General features: G+C 71.6%; 20 protein-coding genes. 15 read left to right on the forward strand and 5 right to left on the reverse strand.

Annotation, left to right across the window (positions count from 1 at the left end):
* Window positions 1-21 precede the first annotated feature (21 nt).
* The 6 genes from ACWEEU_RS05365 to ACWEEU_RS05390 all read left to right on the forward strand — a co-directional run bounded on the left by ACWEEU_RS05365 (window position 22) and on the right by ACWEEU_RS05390 (window position 4,604).
* The gene (locus ACWEEU_RS05365; RefSeq protein ID WP_451728722.1) at window positions 22-801 is read left to right on the forward strand and encodes an exodeoxyribonuclease III; all 780 of its coding nucleotides are present in this window, start codon (window positions 22-24) and stop codon (window positions 799-801) included.
* 15 nt (window positions 802-816) lie between these two features.
* Window positions 817-1,236, forward strand: coding sequence for a DUF6278 family protein (locus ACWEEU_RS05370; RefSeq protein WP_385744268.1), 420 nt, complete (start codon window positions 817-819; stop codon window positions 1,234-1,236).
* Window positions 1,237-1,379: 143 nt separating this feature from the next.
* Window positions 1,380-2,123 carry an amino acid ABC transporter ATP-binding protein gene (locus ACWEEU_RS05375; protein ID WP_199584540.1) on the forward strand — a complete coding sequence of 248 codons (744 nt, stop codon included), beginning with the start codon at window positions 1,380-1,382 and terminating at the stop codon, window positions 2,121-2,123.
* Window positions 2,124-2,140: 17 nt separating this feature from the next.
* Window positions 2,141-3,073 carry a glutamate ABC transporter substrate-binding protein gene (locus ACWEEU_RS05380; protein WP_385744270.1) on the forward strand — a complete coding sequence of 311 codons (933 nt, stop codon included), beginning with the start codon at window positions 2,141-2,143 and terminating at the stop codon, window positions 3,071-3,073.
* 11 nt (window positions 3,074-3,084) lie between these two features.
* Window positions 3,085-3,729, forward strand: coding sequence for an amino acid ABC transporter permease (locus tag ACWEEU_RS05385; RefSeq protein WP_385744272.1), 645 nt, complete (start codon window positions 3,085-3,087; stop codon window positions 3,727-3,729).
* Window positions 3,726-4,604 (forward strand): amino acid ABC transporter permease, encoded by an 879-nt coding sequence (locus ACWEEU_RS05390; protein WP_385744274.1) that lies wholly within the window; start codon window positions 3,726-3,728, stop codon window positions 4,602-4,604. The genes ACWEEU_RS05385 and ACWEEU_RS05390 overlap by 4 nt, the downstream gene beginning before the upstream one ends.
* Window positions 4,605-4,652: 48 nt before the next feature.
* Here the strand turns inward: ACWEEU_RS05390 and ACWEEU_RS05395 are convergent, their stop codons facing one another.
* From ACWEEU_RS05395 to ACWEEU_RS05405, 3 genes are all read right to left on the reverse strand, one after another.
* Window positions 4,653-6,221 carry an alpha/beta fold hydrolase gene (locus ACWEEU_RS05395; RefSeq protein WP_451728729.1) on the reverse strand — a complete coding sequence of 523 codons (1,569 nt, stop codon included), beginning with the start codon at window positions 6,219-6,221 and terminating at the stop codon, window positions 4,653-4,655.
* Window positions 6,222-6,353: 132 nt separating this feature from the next.
* The gene (locus tag ACWEEU_RS05400; RefSeq protein ID WP_385744278.1) at window positions 6,354-7,109 is read right to left on the reverse strand and encodes a hypothetical protein; all 756 of its coding nucleotides are present in this window, start codon (window positions 7,107-7,109) and stop codon (window positions 6,354-6,356) included.
* Between the two features lie 79 nt (window positions 7,110-7,188).
* Window positions 7,189-8,097, reverse strand: a complete 909-nt coding sequence (locus tag ACWEEU_RS05405; RefSeq protein WP_385744280.1) for a LysR family transcriptional regulator — start codon at window positions 8,095-8,097, stop codon at window positions 7,189-7,191.
* Between the two features lie 127 nt (window positions 8,098-8,224).
* Between ACWEEU_RS05405 and ACWEEU_RS05410 the strand changes: the two genes are divergently transcribed.
* Window positions 8,225-8,929 carry a type 1 glutamine amidotransferase domain-containing protein gene (locus ACWEEU_RS05410; RefSeq protein WP_385744282.1) on the forward strand — a complete coding sequence of 235 codons (705 nt, stop codon included), beginning with the start codon at window positions 8,225-8,227 and terminating at the stop codon, window positions 8,927-8,929.
* Window positions 8,930-9,155: 226 nt separating this feature from the next.
* On the forward strand, window positions 9,156-10,955 hold the full coding sequence (gene ggt / locus ACWEEU_RS05415) for a gamma-glutamyltransferase (protein ID WP_451728734.1): 1,800 nt from the start codon (window positions 9,156-9,158) through the stop codon (window positions 10,953-10,955).
* Window positions 10,956-11,099: 144 nt separating this feature from the next.
* On the opposite strand, the gene ACWEEU_RS05420 is transcribed toward ggt, so the two are convergent.
* Window positions 11,100-13,673, reverse strand: coding sequence for an ATP-dependent Clp protease ATP-binding subunit (locus tag ACWEEU_RS05420; RefSeq protein WP_385744286.1), 2,574 nt, complete (start codon window positions 13,671-13,673; stop codon window positions 11,100-11,102).
* A gap of 191 nt (window positions 13,674-13,864) precedes the next feature.
* The gene (map, locus tag ACWEEU_RS05425; RefSeq protein WP_451728739.1) at window positions 13,865-14,641 is read right to left on the reverse strand and encodes a type I methionyl aminopeptidase; all 777 of its coding nucleotides are present in this window, start codon (window positions 14,639-14,641) and stop codon (window positions 13,865-13,867) included.
* A 24-nt stretch (window positions 14,642-14,665) separates the two neighbouring features.
* Between map and ACWEEU_RS05430 the strand changes: the two genes are divergently transcribed.
* The 7 genes from ACWEEU_RS05430 to ACWEEU_RS05460 all read left to right on the forward strand — a co-directional run bounded on the left by ACWEEU_RS05430 (window position 14,666) and on the right by ACWEEU_RS05460 (window position 22,517).
* A complete protein-coding gene (locus ACWEEU_RS05430; protein WP_451728742.1) occupies window positions 14,666-14,926 on the forward strand; it encodes a helix-turn-helix domain-containing protein in 261 nt (86 codons plus the stop codon).
* Between the two features lie 241 nt (window positions 14,927-15,167).
* Window positions 15,168-16,010, forward strand: a complete 843-nt coding sequence (locus ACWEEU_RS05435) for a nitrilase-related carbon-nitrogen hydrolase (protein WP_385744292.1) — start codon at window positions 15,168-15,170, stop codon at window positions 16,008-16,010.
* Window positions 16,007-17,290 (forward strand): aspartate aminotransferase family protein, encoded by a 1,284-nt coding sequence (locus ACWEEU_RS05440; RefSeq protein WP_385744294.1) that lies wholly within the window; start codon window positions 16,007-16,009, stop codon window positions 17,288-17,290. The genes ACWEEU_RS05435 and ACWEEU_RS05440 overlap by 4 nt, the downstream gene beginning before the upstream one ends.
* A 41-nt stretch (window positions 17,291-17,331) precedes the next feature.
* Window positions 17,332-18,945 carry a PucR family transcriptional regulator gene (locus tag ACWEEU_RS05445; protein WP_451728747.1) on the forward strand — a complete coding sequence of 538 codons (1,614 nt, stop codon included), beginning with the start codon at window positions 17,332-17,334 and terminating at the stop codon, window positions 18,943-18,945.
* Window positions 18,946-19,151: 206 nt separating this feature from the next.
* Complete coding sequence (locus tag ACWEEU_RS05450; RefSeq protein ID WP_385744298.1) at window positions 19,152-19,994, forward strand: nitrilase-related carbon-nitrogen hydrolase; 843 nt, start codon at window positions 19,152-19,154, stop codon at window positions 19,992-19,994.
* A gap of 88 nt (window positions 19,995-20,082) precedes the next feature.
* Window positions 20,083-21,486 (forward strand): dihydropyrimidinase, encoded by a 1,404-nt coding sequence (gene hydA, locus ACWEEU_RS05455; protein ID WP_451728750.1) that lies wholly within the window; start codon window positions 20,083-20,085, stop codon window positions 21,484-21,486.
* Window positions 21,487-21,497: 11 nt separating this feature from the next.
* The gene (locus tag ACWEEU_RS05460) at window positions 21,498-22,517 is read left to right on the forward strand and encodes a TIGR03842 family LLM class F420-dependent oxidoreductase (protein WP_451728753.1); all 1,020 of its coding nucleotides are present in this window, start codon (window positions 21,498-21,500) and stop codon (window positions 22,515-22,517) included.
* Window positions 22,518-22,648 lie beyond the last annotated feature (131 nt).

A 22,648-nucleotide genomic window follows, 5' to 3' on the forward strand; every position in this document is an offset into this window, starting at 1 on the left:
CCGGCGGGTAGGTTGTGGAACATGCGCATCGCCACCTGGAACGTGAACTCGATCACCGCCCGCCTGCCCAGGCTGCTCGCCTGGCTGGAGAGCAGCGGCACCGACGTGCTCTGCCTCCAGGAGGCCAAGATCGCCGAGGAGCAGTTCCCCTTCGAGCCGCTGCGCGAGCTGGGCTACGAGGCGGCGGTGCACGCGACGGGCCGGTGGAACGGCGTGGCGGTGCTCTCCCGCGTCGGCATCGAGGACGTGGTCAAGGGACTGCCCGGAGACCCGGGGTACGACGGAGTGGTCGAGCCCCGCGCCCTGTCGGCCACCTGCGGCCCGGTCCGCGTCTGGTCGGTGTACGTGCCCAACGGCCGCGAGGTGGACCACCCGCACTACGCGTACAAGCTCCAGTGGTTCGAGGCGCTGAAGGCGGCCGTGGCCGGCGACGCGGCGGGCGGCCGCCCCTTCGCGATCCTCGGTGACTACAACGTGGCGCCGACGGACGACGACGTCTACGACCGCGCCGCCTTCGAGGGCTCCACCCACGTCACCCCCGCCGAGCGCGCCGCGCTCACCTCCCTGCGCGAGACCGGCCTGACCGACGTGGTCCCGCGCCCGCTGAAGTACGACAAGCCCTTCACGTACTGGGACTACCGCCAGCTCTGCTTCCCGAAGAACCGCGGTATGCGCATCGACCTGGTCTACGGCAACGCCCCCTTCGCCGGAGCCGTCAAGGACGCCTACGTGGACCGCGAGGAGCGCAAGGGAAAGGGAGCCTCGGACCACGCGCCCGTGGTGGTCGACCTCGACGTGTGATGCCACGCTGAGGGCATGAACATCCCGTTCCTGGGGGCCCGGCACCGCAAGGGCGCTGACGTGGTGCTGCCGGCCGATCCCGAGGCCATCGCCGCTCTGCTCTCCGAGTGCGAGCTGCTGCGCTCCCAGGCGGAGGCGGCGGGCGTCCGCCTGGACGACACCCCGGCCTCCCTGGAGGCCCTTGACCAGTTGCTCCCGCGCTGGCGCGACGACACCGAGTCGCTGCCCTGGCTGGGCAACGACGCCGGGCTCTATCTGGGCACCGTCGTCGTGCGGACCGTACCCGGCGCCGCCTGGCACCTGCGGGAGGACGGCGAGCCCGTGCTGCGGCTCGCCTCGGGGCGGGAGGCGGAGGTCGTGGAGTGCGGCCGCGCGTGGGCCTCCGCCGGCGTCCCCGAACTGTCCCAGCTCTACGCCGAGCTGTCCGAGATCTGAGCCCCACCCCCCGCCGGGGCGTGTAAATACGGCTAATGCCCGAAAGGCGCGTGTCGTCCATCCGTGTGGCGGCCGGCTGGATAGTTTGCGGCCAGCACGACCACGGCTGAGTACGACACGGCTGAGAGTGAGTAGGGCTGCGGATGGCCGTCGATCCGTTGATCGAACTGCGCGACGTCAACAAGTACTACGGGGATCTGCACGTCCTTCAGGACATCGACCTCACCGTGGGCAAGGGGGAGGTGGTCGTGGTCATCGGCCCCTCGGGATCGGGCAAGTCGACGCTGTGCCGCACGATCAACCGGCTGGAGACCGTCGAGTCCGGCACGATCACCCTGGACGGCGAGCCACTGCCGCAGGAGGGCCGGGCGCTGGCGCGGCTGCGCGCCGAGGTCGGCATGGTCTTCCAGTCGTTCAACCTCTTCGCCCACAAGACCGTCCTGGAGAACGTCTCCCTCGCGCAGATCAAGGTGCGCGGCCGCAAGAAGGCCGACGCCGAACGCCGCTCCCGTGAACTCCTCGACCGGGTCGGCCTGCTGGCCCACGCCGACAAGTTCCCGGCCCAGCTCTCCGGCGGCCAGCAGCAGCGCGTGGCCATCGCCCGCGCCCTCGCCATGGACCCCAAGGCGCTGCTCTTCGACGAACCCACCTCCGCCCTCGACCCCGAGATGATCAACGAGGTCCTGGAGGTCATGCGGCAGCTCGCCGAGGAGGGCATGACCATGATCGTCGTCACCCACGAGATGGGCTTCGCCCGCTCCGCCGCCAACCGGGTCGTCTTCATGGCCGACGGCAGGATCGTGGAGGACCGCACCCCGGAGGAGTTCTTCACCGCCCCGCGCAGCGAGCGCGCCAAGGACTTCCTGTCCAAGATCCTCAAACACTGACCGGGGGAGTGCGTTCCATGTCCCGCGACACCCGTGCGCCCCGCGCCAGGCCGCTGCGCGTCCTGCCGCTGCTGCTCGCCCTGCTGGCTCCGCTCGCCGCCTGCGGCAAGGACGGCAGCCCGCCGGTCAAGGGCCCCGCCCCCGAGCGGCTTCCGCACTACTCGGTCGACCGCAACTTCACCCTGCCCGGCTCCCCGACCTGGAGGCGGGCGAAGAAGCGCGGTCACTTCGTCGTCGGCGCCAAGGAGGACCAGCCCTACCTCGGGGAGAAGGACCCGGCCACCGGCGTCTACTCCGGCTTCGACATCGAGATCGCCAAGATGCTCTCCGCCTCCCTCGGCTTCCCCGGCGACAGCGTCCGCTTCCGCACCATCGCCTCCGCCAACCGCGAGACGGCCCTGCAGAACGGTCAGATCGACTACTACGTCGGCACCTACACCATCAACGCCAACCGCAAGAAACTGGTCGGCTTCGCGGGCCCGTACTACATGGCGGGGCAGTCCCTGCTGGTGCGCAAGGACACCGACGACATCCACGGCCCGCAGGACCTCGACGGCAAACGCGTGTGCTCGGCGGCCGGTTCGACGCCGTACCAGCGCATCAAGGACGACTACCCGAAGGCGGTTCTGGTCGCCTACGACACCTACTCGGTGTGCGTCGACAACCTGCTCACCTATCAGGTCGACGCGGTCACCACCGACGACGCGATCCTCATCGGATACGCGGCCAAGGCCCCCGGCGAACTCAAGGTCGTCGGCAGGCCGTTCTCCAAGGAGCCCTACGGCATCGGCGTCCCGCACGGCGACAACGCCCTGCGCTTCGCCCTGGACGACGCCCTCGCCGCCCGCGAGAAGAACGGCGACTGGAAGAGGGCGTACGACGCGACACTCGGCCTGTCCGGCGTGCCCGCACCGAAACCTCCACCGATCGACCGCTATCCGGCGAGCTGACCGAGGACGGCATGAACGTACTGACAGAGAACTTCGCCGTCTACGCCGAGGGTTTCCTCGGCACCGTCGAACTGACCGTCTACGCCTCCCTGCTGGCGCTCGCCCTGGGCTTCCTGATGGCGTCCTTCCGCGTCGCGCCCGTGGCATCGCTCCGGGTCTTCGGCACCGCGTGGGTCACCGTGCTGCGCAACACCCCGCTCACCCTGCTGTTCTTCGCGGTGCTGCTCGGGCTGCCCCGTTTCGGAATCGTCCTGCCCTTCCAGGCGTTCGCGGTCGTCGCGCTCGGCTGCTACACCTCGGCGTTCATCTGCGAGGCGCTGCGTTCCGGCATCAACACCGTGCCCCGGGGACAGGGAGAGGCCGCTCGCAGCCTCGGGATGACCTTCGCGCAGACGCTGAGCGTGGTCGTGCTGCCGCAGGCGTTCCGCTCGGTCATCCCGCCCATCGGCTCGACCCTCATCGCCCTCGCCAAGAACTCGGCCATCGCGGGCGCCTTCAGCGTCACCGAACTCCTCGGCACCTACAAGACGCTGAGCGAGCTGGGCTACAACATCGTCTGGATCTTCGTCTGGATCGCCGTCGGCTATCTCGTCATCACCCTGGCGATCAGCGCCCTGTTCAACCTGATGGAGCGCAAGTGGGGGGTCGCCCGATGACCGGCACCACCGCCCTCTACGACGTTCCGGGACCCGGCACCCGGCGCCGCCACGCCCTCTACGCCGTCCTGTCCACGGCCGTGCTGCTCGGCCTGGTCGCCTGGGTGCTCCATCTCCTGTTCGCCACCGACCAGTTCACCTACACCAAGTGGATGCCGTTCGAGTACAAGGGCATCCAGGAGCTGCTGCTGCGCGGCCTCGGCAACACCCTCAAGGCGTTCGCCATGGCGGCCGTGCTCTCCCTCGCCCTCGGCGGGGTGCTGGCCGTCGGACGGCTCTCCGACCACCGGGTGGTGCGCTGGCTGGCCACGCTCGTCGTGGAGTTCTTCCGCGCGATGCCCGTCCTGGTCATGATTTTTTTCATCTTCGTGGCGCTCAAGGTGCAGGCGCTGCCCGCGCTCGTCGCCGGACTGACCCTCTACAACGGCTCGGTGCTCGCCGAGGTCTTCCGCTCCGGCGTCAACGCCGTCGAACGCGGCCAGCGCGAGGCGGCGTTCGCGCTCGGGATGCGGAAAACCCAGGTCATGGCCTACGTCCTCGTACCGCAGGCGGTGCGCGCCATGTTGCCCGCGATCATCAGCCAGTTGGTGGTCGCGCTGAAGGACACCTCGCTCGGCTTCCTCATCACCTACGAGGAGTTCCTCCACGCCGGGAAGCTCATCGCCTCGAACCTCGACTACGATTTGCCGTTCATCCCCGTGGTGATGGTGATCTCGCCGATCTACATCGGGATGTGCATGTTGCTCTCGTGGTTCGCCGGCTGGGTGGCCCGCCGGGAGCAGCGCAGTCCCAAGACCGAGGCCGTGGCGGTGGCCGAGGCCGGTCCTGGGGCACTGCTGCCCGGTGGGGAGCCACCCACGGCGCCGAAGCCGTGAAGGGGGCGGCAGGACAACGGGCCATGCTCGTCCGGCGGCAGCCGGAGATCACTGCTCGCGCAGGGGGACCGACACGTACGACGGGTCGGCCTCCGGCGAGGAGAAGGTCAGCTGCGCGCCGGACGGGTTGTGCTCGATGTAGAGCGGGTCGACCGTGTCCACCACCAGTGCGAGCCGGTGCCCGGCGGGTACGTCGTACGCCGTCGAGAACAGGTCGAGGTCCACGCCGAACGGCTCGCCCGGCGTCCGCCCGTGCCAGGTCAGGGGCGCGTGGGTGACCAGCTTGCCGATGCCGAGCGGGCCCACGTCGTACAGGTAGGCCACCAGGGTGCCGCTCTCGGCGGTCGGGGTGAGCGTGGTGTGCAGTCTGGCGGTGCCGCGCACGCGCTGCGGGGCCGCGTCCCGCTCCGACTGCCACACGGCCGCCCAGCGGCGCGGCAGCAGCGGGATGGAGGCCATGGGCGGCAGCTTGGCGAACTGGTCCAGGGCGCCGGAGAGCAGCACGGTGCCGCCGTCCGCGCCGGAGTCGACGTTGGCGTGGATGGTCGTGGTGCCCGCCAGCGCGATCTTGCGCTCGGTGGCGGCGACCGACTTCCAGTCCGGATAGCCCTCGTAGCCGCCCGCGTCGCGGGACTCCAGCTGGACCGGCTGCTCGCGGTCGATGCCGTTGTCCACGCCGCGCAGATAGTGGTCGAACCAGCGGGCGGTGTCCGTCCACACGTCGTTGGGCAGCCCGAACAGGCCGGTCAGCTCCGGGGTGGCGTGGTCGCCGGGACGCAGCTCCAGGCGCTTGGGGCCGGTCAGCTTCTCGTAGAAGTCGGCGGACTGGTTGGCCGGGAAGACCGAGTCGCTCCAGGCGCCCGCGAGGAAGACGGCGGGCTTGGTCTTGTTCAGCCGGTCCAGGTAGGAGGCCGCCGAGCGCCGGTGACCCCAGTCGGTCAGCTCCTGCTCCTTGGAGAGGTCGGAGGCGTAGAAGCTGTCGAAGATCCCGCGCAGCTCGGGGCCCTCGCGGCCGGTGACGAGCCCTGCGCCGTCCAGGAGGGCGCCCGCCTGGACGTGCTGGGTGCGGCCCGAGTAGATCGAGCCGATGAGGTCGGCCCAGCCGCTGAGCGCCGCCACGGCCTTGACGCGGGGGTCGTGGGCGGCGGCGAGCAGGCTGATGCCCGCGCCGTAGGAGACGCCCGCCATGCCGATGCGGTCGGGGTCGGCGGGGGTGTTGGCCAGTGCCCAGTCGATCACCTTGGAGGCGTCCGAGACGTCCGGCGGCCCGGCCACCTCGATCTCGCCGCCGGACTGCCAGAAGCCGCGCACGTTGTAGGTGAGCACCACGTAGCCGGACTCGGCGAGCTTGCGGGCCTGCGCCAGGTACTGCACCTGCGGCAGACCCCAGCTGGTGGGGAGGACGAGGAGCGGGTGGCGCCCGGTGGCGGTGTCGCCGGAGGGTGTGACGACGTTCGCCTTGAGGACGGTGTCGCCGTCGCCGGGAATGTCGACGAAGCGTACGGCGGGGGCGGCCGCCTGGGCCGCCGGTGCCAGTCCGACGAGGGCCCCGGCGGCCAGCGCCGCCGATACGGTGCCGACGGCGCAGGTGCGCAGGGTGCGGTGGGGGGATCGCATGGGTCACTCCTGACGCGTGTCAGTGCAAAGTGACCCGAGGGTAGTGGGGGGTTGCTCACTCAAGTAACCCGTCGGTAAGTTACGTACGGGTAAAGGTTGTTGGGCGTGACTGTTGAACGCGGGCGGTGAACGCTACGACGCCTGGGGTGCCGGTCGCGCCTCTTCCTCGGCGACCGGGAAGGGTGCCTGCGCGGCCCGCGTCACGTCGGCGACCAGTTCCACCAGATCCGGGCCGTACGCCTGGGAGTTGACCACCTTCAGCAGCAGCACGAACGGGCCGTTGCCGTGCTTGCGCGCCAACCGCGGGTGATTGCGGGCCAGATAGCGTGTCGCGGCCTGGTTGGTGATGGCCCGCTGTCCGCAGAACAGGAACACCGGGCGGGTCTCGCGCCCCGCCGTGACCTTGGCGAGCAGCACGTACTCGGTCGTGCCGGGTTCCATCCGGTAGGTCTCCGAACCGATGCGGAACGCGCCCCGGTTGGGCCCCTTCTCCTTCTCCGTGTTGACCCGGATGCCGGGCAGCAGTGCCGTCATGTGGGCCTGCATCCGCCGGTTGGACGCCGGACCGCCCACACAGAACTCCGTGCGCTCCCCGAACCCCTGATGGGTCGCGTCCTGCGTCACCACCTGGAAATGCGCCCCGCACTCCTTGATCAGTGCGGACAGCTCAAGCAGTGCGAACACGTCGAAGCGGTGCACGGCGGGCTCCGTCGCCGCCGGGTCGCGGTTGACGACGAGCAGGGACTCCGCGTTCTCCGGCAGCCCGAAGAACGCCTGCTTGCGCCGCAGCCTGCGCCGCCACAGATAGGTGCGGGCGAGCCAGCCGAGCGCCGCGCTGACGCCGGTGCCTATGACACCCAGGACGATGTTCCGTACGTCGTCGTTCATGGCCGCGCATGGTATCGGCCCGCAGGGAATCGCACGCATTTTCGCAGGTCCGGGTGGTCCTTCCCGCCCGCCCGCGGGGTCACAGGGTCCCCCAGGCCGCCGCGTGGTCGAGGAGCCGGCGGCGCACCGTGTGGACCACGGGTTCGACGGGACCGGAACGGGTCACCAGATACAGGGTGTTGAGCGGTGGCACCTCGGTGCGGTGCAGTTGTTCCAGGGAGCCCGCGCCGAGGGCGGGTTCGGCCAGGTACCGGGGGAGCACCGAGACGCCCGCGCCCGCGATCACGGCCGCGAGCACGGCCCGCAGGTCGGGCACCAGAACGGAGACGGGGTTGGGCGGACGACGGCCGAACTCGCTCCGCCAGTAACGCCGGATGATCGGCAGCTCCTCGGCATAGGCCACCAGCGGCAGGTGGGCCAGGGCGGCGACCGGGTCCTCGGCCAGCCGCCCGGGATCGACGGAGCGGGCATCGGCCGGCGTGCCCACGAGAACGAACTCCTCGTCCAGGAAGGGTGTCGCGGCCAGGCCGCGCAGCTTCGCCGGAGGGCGGACGGGGGAGGCCACCAGGTCCAGCTCCCCGGCGAGGAGGGAGGCGAGCAGTGGTTCGGCGACGCCGGGAGTGAGGTGCAGCCGCAGTCCACGACGGGTGAGGGGAGCGAGCGCGGGCACCAGACGGGTCGCGGTGAACTCGCCCGCCGCACCCAGCCTGACGGTGCCCTGGCAGGACTGTTCGTCCGCTTCCTCGGCCAGCGCCCGACGCAGACCGTCCAGGTGCGGGGCGATCCGGCGGGCGACTTCGTGCGCCCGGGCGGTCGGCTCGGCGCCGCCGCGAGACCGGGTGAACAGAGTGTCGCCGAGCTGCTCCTCGAGCCGGGCGAGCCGGCCGCTGACGGCCGGCTGGGAGACGCCCAGCGCGGTGGCGGCCGCGGTCAGCGAACCGCGGCGGTAGATCTCGAGGAAGGCCGTCAGCAGAGGGAGGTCCGTCACGCAACCCACCGTACATAAGGCAACTTATGGATCAGGCGTGGCAGCACAGCGGAACTGATGAAAACTGAGGACGTCGCCGCCCCGGGGTCCGGGGCACACCTCACGCTCAGAGAAGAGATTTCCCGCCATGGCGAAGATCCTGATGATCATCTCGGCCGCCGACACCCTCACCCTGGCCGACGGCACGGCCCACCCCACCGGCTACTGGGCCGAGGAGGTCGCCGCCTCGCACCGTGTCCTGACCGAGGCCGGACACCAGGTGGACGTCGCCACCCCCGGCGGGGTCCGTCCGACCGTCGACCCGATCTCGCTGGACGGGCGCGGCGGTGTCGAGCCCGCCGACGGCGCCGCCTTCGCGGCCTACCTGGAGTCCATCGCGGCCGAGCTCGACGCCCCGCTGGACCTGGCCGGTGTCCGGGCCGGCGACTACGACGCCCTTCACCTGCCCGGCGGCCACGCACCCATGGCCGACCTCGCCACCGACCCGGGGCTCGGCGCCCTGCTCGCGGGTGCGGACGAGCGCGGCACGGTCATCGCCGCCCTGTGCCACGGCGTGGCCGGTCTGCTCGCCGCGCGGCGCGCGGACGGCACCTTCGTCTTCGCGGGCCGCGCCCTGACCGCCTTCACGGACGACGAGGAGCGCCAGGGCGGCCTCGGCGAGGCGGCACCGTGGCTGCTCCAGACCCGTCTGGCCGAGCGCGGCGCCGAGCTGAGGACCGGCGCCCCCTGGTCCGACACCGTGGTGACCGACGGCAACCTGATCACCGGCCAGAACCCGCAGTCCACCGTCTCCACCGCCGAGCGGGTCCTGGCGGTCCTCAAGGAGGTCTGAGCCCCGTCCGGGAGAGTGGCTCCACGCGGGGGCCGGTGCGGGGAGCGGGCCCGACGGCCGAGGACCCAAGGCGCCACCGCCGTCGGTCCGGACGCCCCGCGCCCGGCCCCCGCCGCAGGGCGGCGGCGTTCCGTCTGTGGCGGTCGTGTGACAGGGGGCGGAGGCGTACTGTCGAGACATCCCCGATCCGGTTACGCTGCGCGGACGTCACCCCCGGGAGGTACGCATGGCACGTCCTGGCACGCGTGGGATAGCGGTGGCCGCCGTCTCGGCCGCCGTCCTGTCGACGGTGGCCGCGGGGCCGCCGCACACGGCAGGACAACCCGCCAAGACCCCCGTCGCCGTCGGCTACGGCGGCGCGGTCGCCAGTGTGGACGCCGACGCCACCGCCGCGGGCATCGAGGTGCTGCGGAAGGGCGGCAACGCGGTCGACGCGGCCGTCGCCACCGCCGCCGCGCTCGGCGTCACCGAGCCCTACTCGGCGGGCATCGGCGGAGGAGGCTACTTCGTCTACTACGACGCCAAGTCCCGTACCGTGCGCACGATCGACGGCCGCGAGACCGCTCCGCTGACGGCCACGAGCGACCTCTTCCAGGAGAACGGCAAGCCGCTCGCCTTCGTGGACGCCGTCAGCAGCGGGCTGAGCGTGGGCACCCCCGGCACCCCGGCCACCTGGAGCACGGCGCTGCGGAAATGGGGCACGCGACCGCTGGCGAACGTCCTCCGGCCCGCCGAGCGCATCGCCCGCGACGGCTTCACGGTGGACTCCACCTTCCGCTCGCAGACCTCCGACAACGAGACGCGGTTCCGCTACTTCCCGGACACCGCGAAACTGTTCCTGCCGGGTGGGCAGCCGCCGGTCGTGGGCTCGACGTTCAAGAACCCGGAACTGGCGCGTACGTACCAGGAGCTGGGCCGCGAGGGAGTCGGTGCGGTCTACAACGGCGACCTCGGGCGGGACATCGTCACTACCGTCAACAAGCCGCCGGTCGACCCGGGTTCGGGCTGGAAGGCCCGTCCGGGCAGGCTGTCCGCCCAGGACCTCGCCGCCTACCGCGCCAAGCCGCAGAGTCCCACCGAGACGTCGTACCGCGGCCTGAAGGTGTACTCCATCGCGCCCTCCTCCTCCGGCGGCACCACCGTCGGAGAGGCCCTCAACATCCTGGAGAACACCGACCTTTCGCGCGCGAGCGAGACCCGCTACCTCCACCGCTTCATCGAGGCGAGCCGGATCGCGTTCGCCGACCGGGGGCGCTGGGTGGGCGACCCGAGCTTCGAGAACGTGCCCACCAAGGAGCTGCTCTCCCAGCGGTACGCCGACTCGCGCGCCTGCCTGATCAAGGACGAGTCGGTCCTCACCAGCCCGCTCGCCCCCGGCGACCCCCGCCACCCGGCCGCCTGCGCCAAGGGAGGCAAGGCCGCCCCGACGACCTACGAGGGCGAGAACACCACCCACCTCACCGTCGCCGACAAGTGGGGCAACGTCGTCTCCTACACGCTCACCATCGAGCAGACCGGCGGCAGCGGCATCACCGTGCCCGGCCGCGGCTTCCTCCTGAACAACGAGCTGACCGACTTCTCCTTCGCCCCCGCCAACCCGGCCGTCCACGACCCCAACCTGCCCGGCCCCGGCAAGCGGCCGCGCTCCTCCATCTCCCCGACGATCGTCCTCGACCGGCACGACCGTCCCGTGGTCGCCCTCGGCTCGCCCGGCGGCGCCACCATCATCACCACCGTCCTGCAGACCCTCACCGAGTTCGTCGACCGCGGACTCCCCCTGGTCGACGCCATCGCCGCCCCCCGCGCCAGCCAGCGCAACGCGGCCCAGACCGAACTCGAACCCGCCCTCTACGACAGCCCGTTGCGCTCCCGCCTCGAAGCCATCGGCCACAACTTCAAGCTCAACCCCGAGATCGGCGCCGCCACCGGCGTCCAGCGTCTCCCCGACGGCCGCTGGCTGGCAGCCGCCGAGAAGGTGCGACGGGGCGGCGGCTCGGCGATGGTGGTGCGGCCGGCCGGCCACTGACCGGGCACTGGCGGCGGGCCGGGACCGAACGGCGCCCCGGACAGGCTCTGGCCCGCGCGCCGAGCGCGCCGCACGCGACGCGACGACCCGCACGCGACGCGACGACCCCGCGGAGCTCCCGCGCCCGCCCCCCGGCACCCCGACTCAGGACGCGGTCGGGGCCGGGGCCGGTTGTGCCTGTTCCGGAGGATCGACCCGGAAGTCCAGGCCCTCGGCGTTCGTGTCCACTGTCACGCGGCCGCCCTCGGGCACCGTGCCCTTGAGGAGCAGGCGGGAGAGTTGGTTGTCGACCTCGCGCTGGATGGTGCGGCGCAGGGGGCGGGCGCCGTACTCGGGCTGGTAGCCGCGGTCGGCCAGCCAGTCGACGGCGGCGTCGGTGAAGTCGACCGTCACGTCCCGGGCCCGCGCCAGTTCACGCGTGCTCTCCAGCAACAGGTCGGTGATGCGCCGCAGTTGCTCGCCGGTGAGCTGCCGGAAGACCACGATCTCGTCGATGCGGTTCAGGAACTCCGGCCGGAAGTGCTCCCGCAGCGGCCGCAGGATCTGTTCGCGTCGTGCCTCCTCGTCGGCGTCCTGCCCGCCGGGGCCGAAGCCGATCGAGGCGCCGCGCCGGGTGATGACGTCCGAGCCGAGGTTGCTGGTCATCACGATCACCGTGTTGGTGAAGTCGACCGTGCGGCCCTGCGCGTCGGTCAGGCGCCCGTCGTCCAGCACCTGGAGCAGGATGTTGAACACGTCCGGGTGGGCCTTCTCCACCTCGTCGAGGAGCAGCAGGGAGTACGGATGCCTGCGCACCGTCTCGGTGAGCTGCCCCGCCTCCTCGTGCCCCACATAGCCGGGCGGCGCCCCGATGAGCCGGGAGACGGTGTGCCGCTCCTGGTACTCGCTCATGTCGAGGCGGACCATGCGGTCCTCGCTGCCGAACAGGTCCTCCGCGAGCGCCCGCGCCAGCTCGGTCTTGCCGACGCCGGTCGGGCCGAGGAACAGGAAGCTGCCGATCGGCCGGTCCGGGCTGGCGAGCCCCGCGCGGGAACGCAGCACCGCGTCGGCCACCACCCGTACCGCCTCGTCCTGGCCGACCACCCGCTGATGCAGATGGTCCTCCAGACCCAGCAGCCGCTCCTTCTCCTCCTGGGTCAGCCGGCTCACCGGCACACCGGTCTGCCGCGAGACCACCTCGGCGATGGCCTCGGCCGTGACCTCCAGGTTCTGGCCCTCGTCCGCCTCGCCGTCGTCGCTGGCCGCGATGCGCTCCTTCAGCTCCACGATCCGGTCGCGCAGCCGGGTCGCCTCCTCGTACTGCTCGCTCGCGACCGCCTGGTCCTTGTCCCGGGCGAGCTGCTCGGCCTCGCGCTCCATCGCGCGCACGTCGGTGCCCTTGGTCCGCGCCCCGAGCCGCACCCGGGCGCCCGCCTGGTCGATCAGGTCGATCGCCTTGTCCGGGAGCCGCCGGTCGGTGAGATAGCGGTCCGAGAGCTCCACGGCCGCCGACAACGCCTCGTCGGTGTACCGAACCTGGTGGTGGGCCTCGTACCGGTCCCGCAGCCCGCGCAGGATCTCCAGCGCGTCCTCGGGCGACGGCTCCGGCACCAGGATCGGCTGGAAGCGCCGGGCCAGCGCCGCGTCCTTCTCGATCCGCCGGAACTCCTCCAGCGTCGTCGCGCCCACGATGTGCAGCTCGCCCCGGGCCAGCGCGGGCTTGAGGATGTTCCCCGCGTCCATCGCGCCGCCCTCGCCACCCGTGCCCGCGCCGACGACCGTGTGCAACTCGTCGATGAACACGACCAGTTGATCGGAGTGGGCGCGGATCTCCTGCACGATGTTGTTCAGCCGCTCCTCGAAGTCGCCCCGGAAGCGGGTGCCGGCCACCACCGCCGTGAGATCCAGCGCCACCACCCGGCGCCCCTCCAGGCCCTCCGGCACGTCACCGTCCGCGATGCGCTGCGCGAGCCCCTCCACGACGGCCGTCTTGCCGACGCCCGCGTCCCCGATCAGCACCGGGTTGTTCTTGCCGCGCCGCGACAGCACCTCGATGGTCTGCTCGATCTCCTTCTCGCGCCCGATCACCGGGTCGATACGGCCCTGCCGGGCCAGCTCGGTCAGATCGCGGCCGTACTTGTCGAGCGTCGGCGTACCGGTCGGCTGCGGCCGCTCCACCCGCGCCTGCGCGGGCCCGCCCTCCGGCGGGGACGGCGGCAGCGGGCCCGAGCGGAACCGGGCCGCGTTCAGGATGTGCCCGGCCGCCGAGTCGGGGTTCGCGGCGAGGGCGCTCAGGACGTGCTCGGGGCCGATGTACCCCGCCCCGGTCGAGCGCGCCATGTCGTGCGCGTCGAGCAGCGCCCGCTTGACCGCCGGGGTCAGCGACAGAGCCGTCGGGGGCACCTTGCCCTGCGGGTGCTGGGAGGGACCCGCGCGGCCGTCTATCTCCGTGGCCAGCGAGTCCGGGTCCGCGCCCGAGCGGCTGAGCAGGCTCCGGGTCGGCTCGCTGGACAGCGCGGCGCGCAGCAGGTGCTGGGTGTCCAGATCCCGGCTGCCGTGCTCGGCGGCGTACTGCGCGGCCCCCTTGACCAGCTCGCGGGCCGGCTGGCTGAGCAGACGGCCGATGTCGATGGGGCGGGGTCCGGGCTGCCCTGGAGCGCCGGGGGCTCCGCCGAAGTAGCGGGAGAAGAGTTCCCCGAAGGGGTCGCCCTCGGGGGGGCCGGTGTAACCGCTGGTCATCTTGTCCGTCCTTCGCCGACAGTGTGCGGAGAGGCCGGGGGCCACTTCTGCCAACTCTGGCACGAGCTTCTGCGAAGGGCACCTGCGGGCGCCTCCGGTGGGGGCGGCCGGGGGCGGCTCGTGAGCGCGGGCCGCGGCGGGTACTCGCGCCCAGGCGGCGGAGCCGCACATCGACACAGCCCCGCGCTCCCTCAGACCGGCTGTCGTGCTGTGAGGACCCTGGGGCCCTCCGCCGTGATCGCCACCGTGTGTTCCGCGTGGGCGGCGCGGGAGCCGTCCGAGGTGCGCAGGGTCCAGCCGTCCTCCGCCTCGTAGTAGGCGTTCTCGCCGCCGGCGATCAGCATCGGTTCGATCGCGAGGACCATGCCGGGGCGCAGCGGGATGCCGCGGCCGGGGCGGCCCTCGTTGGGGACCTCGGGGTCCTCGTGCATACGGCGGCCGATACCGTGGCCGCCGAAGCCGGAGGGGATGCCGTAGCCGGCCCGGCGGCAGGTGCTGCCGACGGCGTGGGCGATGTCGCCGATGCGGTTGCCGACGACGGCGGCCCCGATGCCCGCGGCCAGCGCGCGCTCGGCGGTCTCGATCAGGCGCAGGTCGGCCGGGTCGGGGCGGCCGACCACGAAGCTGATCGCGGAGTCGCCGGCCCAGCCGTCCAGCAGGGCCCCGCAGTCCACGGAGAGCAGGTCGCCGTCGCGCAGGCGGTACCCGGTGGGGATGCCGTGCACGATCGCGTCGTTCACGGAGGCGCAGATCACCGCCGGGAACGGGGTCGGGGCGAAGGAGGGGCGGTAGCCGAGGAACGGGGACGTGGCGCCCGCCTCGCGCAGCACCTCGCGGGCGACCTCGTCCAGCTCCAGCAGGCTCACACCGGTCCCGGCGGCCTGTCGTACGGCCGTCAGGGCGCGGCCGACCACCTGTCCCGCCGCGTGCATGGCGTCGATCGACGCGTCCGTCTTGAGTTCCATCATGCCAATTACTATACCGGTATTAGAATGGGTGCCATGGTGCGCACCCCCCTCACCCCAGAAGAGCGCGAACGCGGCGAACGGCTCGGCGCGCTGCTGCGCGAGGCCCGTGGCCCCCGGAGCATGACCGAGGTCGCGGCGGCGGCCGGGGTCTCCGCCGAGACGCTCCGCAAGATCGAGACCGGCCGGGCGCCCACCCCGGCCTTCTTCACCGTGGCCGCCCTCGCCGGGGCGCTCGGCCTGTCCATGGACGAGCTGGCGGCGCTCTGCGCCCTGGCGAACGTCTGAAACCGACCGCAAAGCGGGCGTAGCCGGGCCGTAACACCGCTGGTGTTGGCTACCCGTCCAAGGGAGCGGGCGTCACGGCACGCACACGCGCGCGCTCACCCACCGGAGTGTGAATCGGGACCGACTCAGCGGGTTGCCGACGATGGTCTTGGCAAGGGCGTCCAGGAGGCTTACTTTCGTCCCTCTACGGGCCGTTTCTACGGGCGTGGAGGGCTCGGACGCCGCGTCGAAGGAGCAGCTCATGGCCAACGTCGTACGTGCCGCACTGGTGCAGGCCACCTGGACCGGCGACACCGAGTCCATGATCGCCAAGCACGAGGAGCACGCCCGCGCGGCCGCCCGGCTCGGCGCACGGATCATCGGCTTCCAGGAAGTCTTCAACGCTCCCTACTTCTGCCAGGTCCAGGAGCCCGAGCACTACCGCTGGGCGGAACCGGTCCCGGACGGCCCGACCGTGACCCGGATGCGGGAGCTGGCCCGCGAGACCGGCATGGTGATCGTCGCCCCCGTCTTCGAGCGTGACGGTTCCGGCTTCTTCTACAACACCGCCGCCGTGATCGACGCCGACGGCACCTACCTCGGCAAGTACCGCAAGCACCACATCCCCCAGGTCGAGGGATTCTGGGAGAAGTACTACTTCAGACCCGGCAACCTCGGCTGGCCCGTCTTCGACACGGCCGTCGGCAAGGTCGGCGTCTACATCTGCTACGACCGCCACTTCCCCGAGGGCTGGCGCGAACTCGGGCTCAAGGGAGCCCAGCTGGTCTACAACCCCTCGGCCACCCATCGCGGTCTCTCCGCCCACCTGTGGCAGTTGGAGCAGCCCGCGGCCGCCGTCGCCAACGAGTACTTCGTCGCCGCGATCAACCGAGTCGGCCAGGAGGAGTACGGCGACAACGACTTCTACGGCACCTCGTACTTCGTGGACCCGCGCGGACAGTTCGTCGGCGATCCGGCCGACGACAAGACCGAGGAACTCCTCGTCCGGGACCTGGACTTCGACCTCATCGAAGAGGTACGGCAGCAGTGGGCGTTCTACCGCGACCGGCGCCCCGACGCGTACGAAGGGCTGGTGCGGCCATGAACGACCTCTTCGCCCGCCACCGCCGGGTCATGCCCGACTGGCTCGCCCTCTACTACGACGACCCGCTGGAGATCACCCACGGCGAGGGCCGCCACGTCTGGGACGCCCGGGGCAACCGCTACCTCGACTTCTTCGGCGGCATCCTCACCACGATGACCGCGCACGCCCTGCCCGAGGTCACCAAGGCGGTCAGTGAGCAGGCCGGGCGGATCATCCACTCCTCGACCCTGTACCTGAACCGCCCGATGGTCGAACTGGCCGAGCGCATCGCCCAGTTGAGCGGCATCCCGAACGCCCGGGTCTTCTTCACCACCTCCGGCACCGAGGCCAACGACACCGCGATGCTGCTCGCCACCGCCTACCGGCAGGGCAACACCGTCCTGGCGATGCGCAACAGCTACCACGGCCGCTCCTTCGGCGCCGTCGGCATCACCGGCAACCGCACCTGGTCCACGACCTCGCTCTCCCCGCTCCAGACCGTCTACGTCCACGGCGCCGTCCGCACCCGGGGGCCGTATGCCGAGCTGGACGACCGCGCGTTCGTCGACGCCTGCGTGGCCGACCTGCGCGACCTCATCGGCCAGGGCCGCACCCCCGTCGCGCTGATCGCCGAACCCATCCAGGGCGTAGGGGGGTTCACCTCGCCGCCCGACGGCCTGTACGCCGCCTTCCGCGAAGTCCTCGACGCGTACGGCATCCTGTGGATCTCCGACGAGGTGCAGACCGGCTGGGGCCGCACCGGCGACCACTTCTGGGGCTGGCAGGCGCACGACCGCAACGGCCCGCCGGACATCGTCACGTTCGCCAAGGGCATCGGCAACGGCATGTCCATCGGCGGCGTGATCGCTCCCGCCGAGATCATGAACTGCCTGGACGCCAACAGCATCTCCACCTTCGGCGGCACCCAGATCACCATGGCCGCCGGGCTCGCCAACCTCACCTACCACCTGGAGCACGACCTCCAGGGCAACGCCCGCCGCGTCGGCGGGCTGCTCCTGGAGCGGCTGCGCTCCGTCGCCGCCCGGCTGCCCGGCGTCCGGGAGGTGCGCGGGCGCGGCCTGATGATCGGCATCGAGCTGGTCAAACCCGGCACCGACGAGGCCGATCCCGTCGCGGCGGCCACCGCCTTGGAGTCCGCCCGCTCCGGCGGCCTGCTCGTCGGCAAGGGCGGCGGTCACGACACCAGCGTCCTGCGCGTCGCCCCGCCGCTGTCGCTCACCGTCGCCGAGGCGGAGGAGGGCGCGGACATCCTCGAGGACGCGCTGCGGAGCACGTACTGAGAGCGCGCCGAGGAGCCCGCACGAGAGACGAGGTACCGCCGATGACCACCACCTCGGAGTCCTGGCACCCGGCCGCGCCCTCCGGCGGACCGGCGCTTTCCGTCCGGCAGGTGCTCACCCTGGAACGCGTGCTCGCCGGGGAGCCCGAGGTGGTGGCCGGGGCGGCACAGCTCGACCGCGCCGTGCGCTGGGTGCACGTCGCCGAGGCCGCCGACGTCGGCGTGATGCTCAGCGGCGGCGAGATGGTCCTCACCACCGGCGTGCTCCTCGCGGGAGACGAGGCCAAGCAGGCCGACTACGTCCGCTCCCTGCACCAGGCCGACGCCGCCGCCGTGGTCCTCGGCCTCGGCCGCGCCTTCCCCGCCCCGCCCGACACCATGTGCCGCACCGCCGAACGGTACGGGCTCCCCATGGTCGTCCTGCACCGGCCCTTCCCCTTCGCGGAGCTGACCGAGGAGGTGCAATCACGGCTCGTGCGGCGGAAGTTCGCCGCCGTCAGCCTCTCCGACGCCGTGCGCACCGGGCTCACCGCGCTGATCACCGCCGGGGCGCCGTTGCAGCGACTGCTGGACGAGATCGCCCGGCACAGCGGCTGTCCGGTCGTGGTCACCAACCTCGCCCACCGCGTCCTCGCCACCGCGGGGGAGCGGTCCGCCGTGGACGACGTGCTGCGCGACTGGGAGCGCATCGCCCGCCAGGCCTGGGGGCACCACCCGGGCCCCTCGGGCACCGGGGGAGGAAGCGAGGGCGACGGCTGGGTCCGCGCCGAACTCGGCGGCCGGGGCGAACGCTGGGGACGGCTGCTGCTGTGCGGCTACCGGGGCGACGCCGCGACCGGGCGGCTGCTCGCCGACCGCGCCGCCGAGGCCGTGGTCCTGCACCGGATGCTCGGCGGCGGCTCCACGGCGAGCTGGGAGGAACAGTCCGCGCGCGGCCTGCTCACCGACCTCGCCTCCGGCACCGTACCCGCCCGGCATCTGCTGCCCCGGGCCCGCGCGGCCGGGCTGCCGGTCGGCCGGCGCACCTTCGTCCCGCTGGTCGTGCCCGGCGCCGAACCCGCCTTGGTGGACCGGGTGTTGCGCACGCTGGGGCTGGCCGGGCTCGTGGCCGAACTCGGGGACGGCGTCACCGCCGCCGTGCTCAGCCTCGCCCACGACCAGGACGCCGGGGCGCTCACCGCCCGTTTCGCGGCGCGGCTGCGCACCACGGAGCCGGACCTCTCCGTCGCCGCCGCCGAACCGCGCGACGCCTGGGACGACGTACCCGCCGGGCTGCGCGAGGCCCGCCATGTCGCGGACGCCCTCGCGGGCGCCGACGCCGCCCTGGACCGGCCGCCCGTGGTACGGCTGCGGGACGTTCATCTGCGCGGTCTGGTACGGCTGTTGCGCGACGACCCCGAGGTGCAGTCCTTCGCGGAACGGGAGCTGGACGGCCTGCTGTGCGGCGAGGGCGCCGAGTTGCTGGACGTGCTGCGCACCTACCTCGCGACCGGACGCAACAAGTCCCGCACCGCCCAGCTCCACCACGTCTCCCGCCCCGCCCTCTACCGCCGACTGGAGGCGATACAGACGCGCCTGGGCATCGACCTCGACGACTTCGAGCAGGCGGCCTCGGTGCACATCGCCCTGCTCGCCCACGACGCGCAACGCCACTGAAACACGCCACGACCTGGGAAAACGGGGCCGAAACATGGGCGCGCCGACTCGTGACACGGTGACACGACCAACCCCCGCACACGTGACACCCTGCCACTCAGAACCGGCCACCCGCCCTTCCTAGGCTCCTGGGGCGGGCATCGGAAGCCCCGTCTGCCCGGTCTCCGATGCCCGCCACAGCCACATCGAGCTACCGGAGGTCCCCGATGAGCCGAGTGATCCGCGCCGCCCTCTTCCAGACGGCCTGGACGGGCGACAAGGAATCCATGATCCAGGTGCACGAACAGGCGGCCCGTGACGCAGCCGCCCAGGGCGCCCAAGTCCTCTGCTTCCAGGAGCTGTTCTACGGCCCCTACTTCTGCCAGGTCCAGGACAAGGCGTTCTACGAGTACGCCGAGCAGATTCCCGAGGGCCCCACGGTCCGCCGCTTCCAGGCGCTCGCCCGGGAGTTGGGCATCGTCCTCGTCCTGCCCATGTACGAGGAGGAGCAGCCCGGCGTCCTCTACAACACCGCCGCCGTGATCGACGCCGACGGTTCCTACCTCGGCAAGTACCGCAAGACCCACATCCCCCAGGTCCAGGGCTTCTGGGAGAAGTTCTACTTCCGCCCGGGCAACAGCGGCTGGCCCGTCTTCGACACCGCCGTCGGCCGCATCGGCGTCTACATCTGCTACGACCGCCACTTCCCCGAGGGCTGGCGCGCGCTGGGTCTCGCCGGAGCCGAGATCGTCTTCAACCCCTCGGCCACCTCGCGCGGACTCTCCCGCTACCTCTGGCAGTTGGAGCAGCCCGCGGCCGCCGTCGCCAACGAGTACTTCGTCGGCGCCATCAACCGCGTCGGCGTCGAGGACCTCGGCGACAACGACTTCTACGGCACGACGTACTTCGTGGACCCCGAGGCCCAGTTCGTCGGCGAGGTGGCGAGCGACAAGGAGACCGAACTGGTCGTCCGCGACCTCGACATGGCGAAGCTGCGCGAGGTGCGGGACCGGTGGCAGTTCTACCGCGACCGCCAGCCGAACGCGTACGACCCGCTGACGGCGCCGTAGAAGCACCGGCGAGCGGATTTTCCAGGGGCGCGGGGAACTGCGCGACCAGCCACACACGACCCGCAGCGGACCACAAGGAGAGGACCCCATGTCCCGCCGCACGCTCATCCGGAACGGCCTCGTCATCACCGCCTCCGACGAGATCCACGCCGACGTGCTCATCGAGGACGGCCGCATCGCCGCCCTCGCGGCAACCGGCACCCCCGCCGCCGAAGCCTTCGGCGCGGAAACCGTGATCGACGCGACGGGGAAGTACGTCATCCCCGGCGGCGTCGACGGCCACACCCACATGGAGATGCCGTTCGGCGGCACGTACGCCGCCGACACCTTCGAGACCGGCACCCGCGCCGCCGCCTGGGGCGGCACGACCACCATCGTGGACTTCGCCATCCAGAACGTCGGCGGCACCCTCCGCGAGGGCCTGGACGCCTGGCACCAGAAGGCCGAGGGCAACTGCGCCATCGACTACGGCTTCCACATGATCGTCTCCGATGTGAACCAGGAGACGCTCAAGGAGATGGACCTGCTGGTCGAGGAGGGCGTGACCTCGTTCAAGCAGTTCATGGCCTACCCCGGCGTGTTCTACTCCGACGACGGCCAGATCCTCAGGGCGATGCAGCGCGCCGCCGAGAACGGCGGGCTGATCATGATGCACGCCGAGAACGGCATCGCCATCGACGTCCTGGTCGAGCAGGCCCTCGCGCGCGGCGAGACCGACCCGCGCTACCACGGCGAGGTCCGCAAGGCCCTGCTGGAGGCCGAGGCCACCCACCGCGCGATCAAGCTGGCCCAGGTCGCCGGCGCGCCCCTGTACGTGGTGCACGTCTCGGCGCAGGAGGCGGTCGCCGAGCTGACCCGCGCCCGTGACGAGGGGCTGAACGTCTTCGGCGAGACCTGCCCGCAGTACCTGTTCCTGTCCACCGACAACCTCGCCGAGCCGGACTTCGAGGGCGCCAAGTACGTGTGCAGCACCCCGCTGCGGCCCCGCGAGCACCAGGCCGCCCTCTGGCGGGGCCTGCGCACCAACGACCTCCAGGTGGTCTCCACCGACCACTGCCCGTTCTGCTTCTCGGGCCAGAAGGAACTGGGCCGGGGCGACTTCTCCAAGATCCCCAACGGGATGCCGGGCGTGGAGAACCGCATGGACCTCCTCCACCAGGCCGTGGTCGAGGGCCACATCTCGCGCCGCCGCTGGATCGAGATCGCCTGCGCCACCCCGGCCCGCATGTTCGGCATGTACCCGAAGAAGGGCACGATCGCCCCCGGCGCCGACGCCGACGTGGTGATCTACGACCCGCACACCGAGCAGGTCATCTCCGCCGAGACGCACCACATGAACGTCGACTACTCGGCATACGAGGGCCGGCGCGTCACCGGCCGGGTCGAGACCGTGCTGTCGCGCGGTGTGCCCGTGATCACCGAGCGGGAGTACACCGGGCACGCCGGGCACGGCGTCTACACCCCGCGCTCCACCTGTCAGTACCTCAACTAGGAGTGGCGCTCATGGACTTCGGACTAGTCCTCCAGACCGACCCGCCCGCCTCCCGCGTCGTCGACCTCATGAAGCGCGCCGAGGCCAACGGCTTCACGTACGGCTGGACCTTCGACTCCGCCGTGCTCTGGCAGGAGCCGTTCGTCATCTACAGCCAGATCCTCGCGAACACCGAGCGGCTGACCGTCGGGCCCATGGTCACCAACCCCGGCACCCGCACCTGGGAGGTCACCGCCTCCACCTTCGCGACCCTCAACGACATGTTCGGCAACCGCACGGTGTGCGGGATCGGCCGGGGCGACTCCGCGATGCGCGTCGCCGGCCGCAAGCCCAACACGCTCGCCCGGATCAGCGAGGCCATGAAGGTCATCCGCGCCCTGGGCCGGGGCGAGGAGGCCGACCTCGGCGGCACCGTCGTCCGCTTCCCCTGGGCCGGCCCGGACGCCCGCCTCCCGGTGTGGATGGCCGCGTACGGGCCCAAGGCGCTGAAGATGACCGGCGAGGAGGCCGACGGCTTCATCCTCCAGCTCGCCGACCTCTACCTCACCGAGTACATGGTGAAGGCCGTCAAGGACGCCGCCGTGGCCGCGGGGCGCGACCCCTTCGAGGTCACCATCTGCGTTGCCGCCCCCGCCTACGTCACCGAGGACGACTCGCCCGAGGCACTCGCCCACGCCCGCGACCAGTGCCGGTGGTTCGGCGGCATGGTCGGCAACCACGTGGCCGACCTCGTCGCCAAGTACGGCGAGCACTCGGCCCAGGTGCCCGACGAACTCACCGACTACATCAAGTCCCGCGAGGGCTACGACTACGCCCACCACGGGCGCAGCGGCAACCCCGACACCCAGTTCGTGCCCGACGAGATCGTGGACCGCTTCTGCCTCATCGGTCCCGTCGAACGGCACATCGAGAAGCTGACCGCGCTGCGCGAGCTGGGCGTCGACCAGTTCGCCGTCTACGACATGCACGACGCGCAGGAGGCGACCATCGACGCCTACGGCGCGAAGGTCATCCCGGCGCTCAACGCCTGAGGCCCGGCCCGCCTGACCGCCCGCAGTCGGATCGAACTCCCCCTCTCCGCACGTCCCTTGCGCGGGAGGGGGTCCGGACGCCCGTACGGAATCTACGGACGCACCCCCCAATCGGCGCCACCCGCACGGCC

It is taken from the genome of Streptomyces sp. NPDC005004 (genome assembly GCF_053600675.1).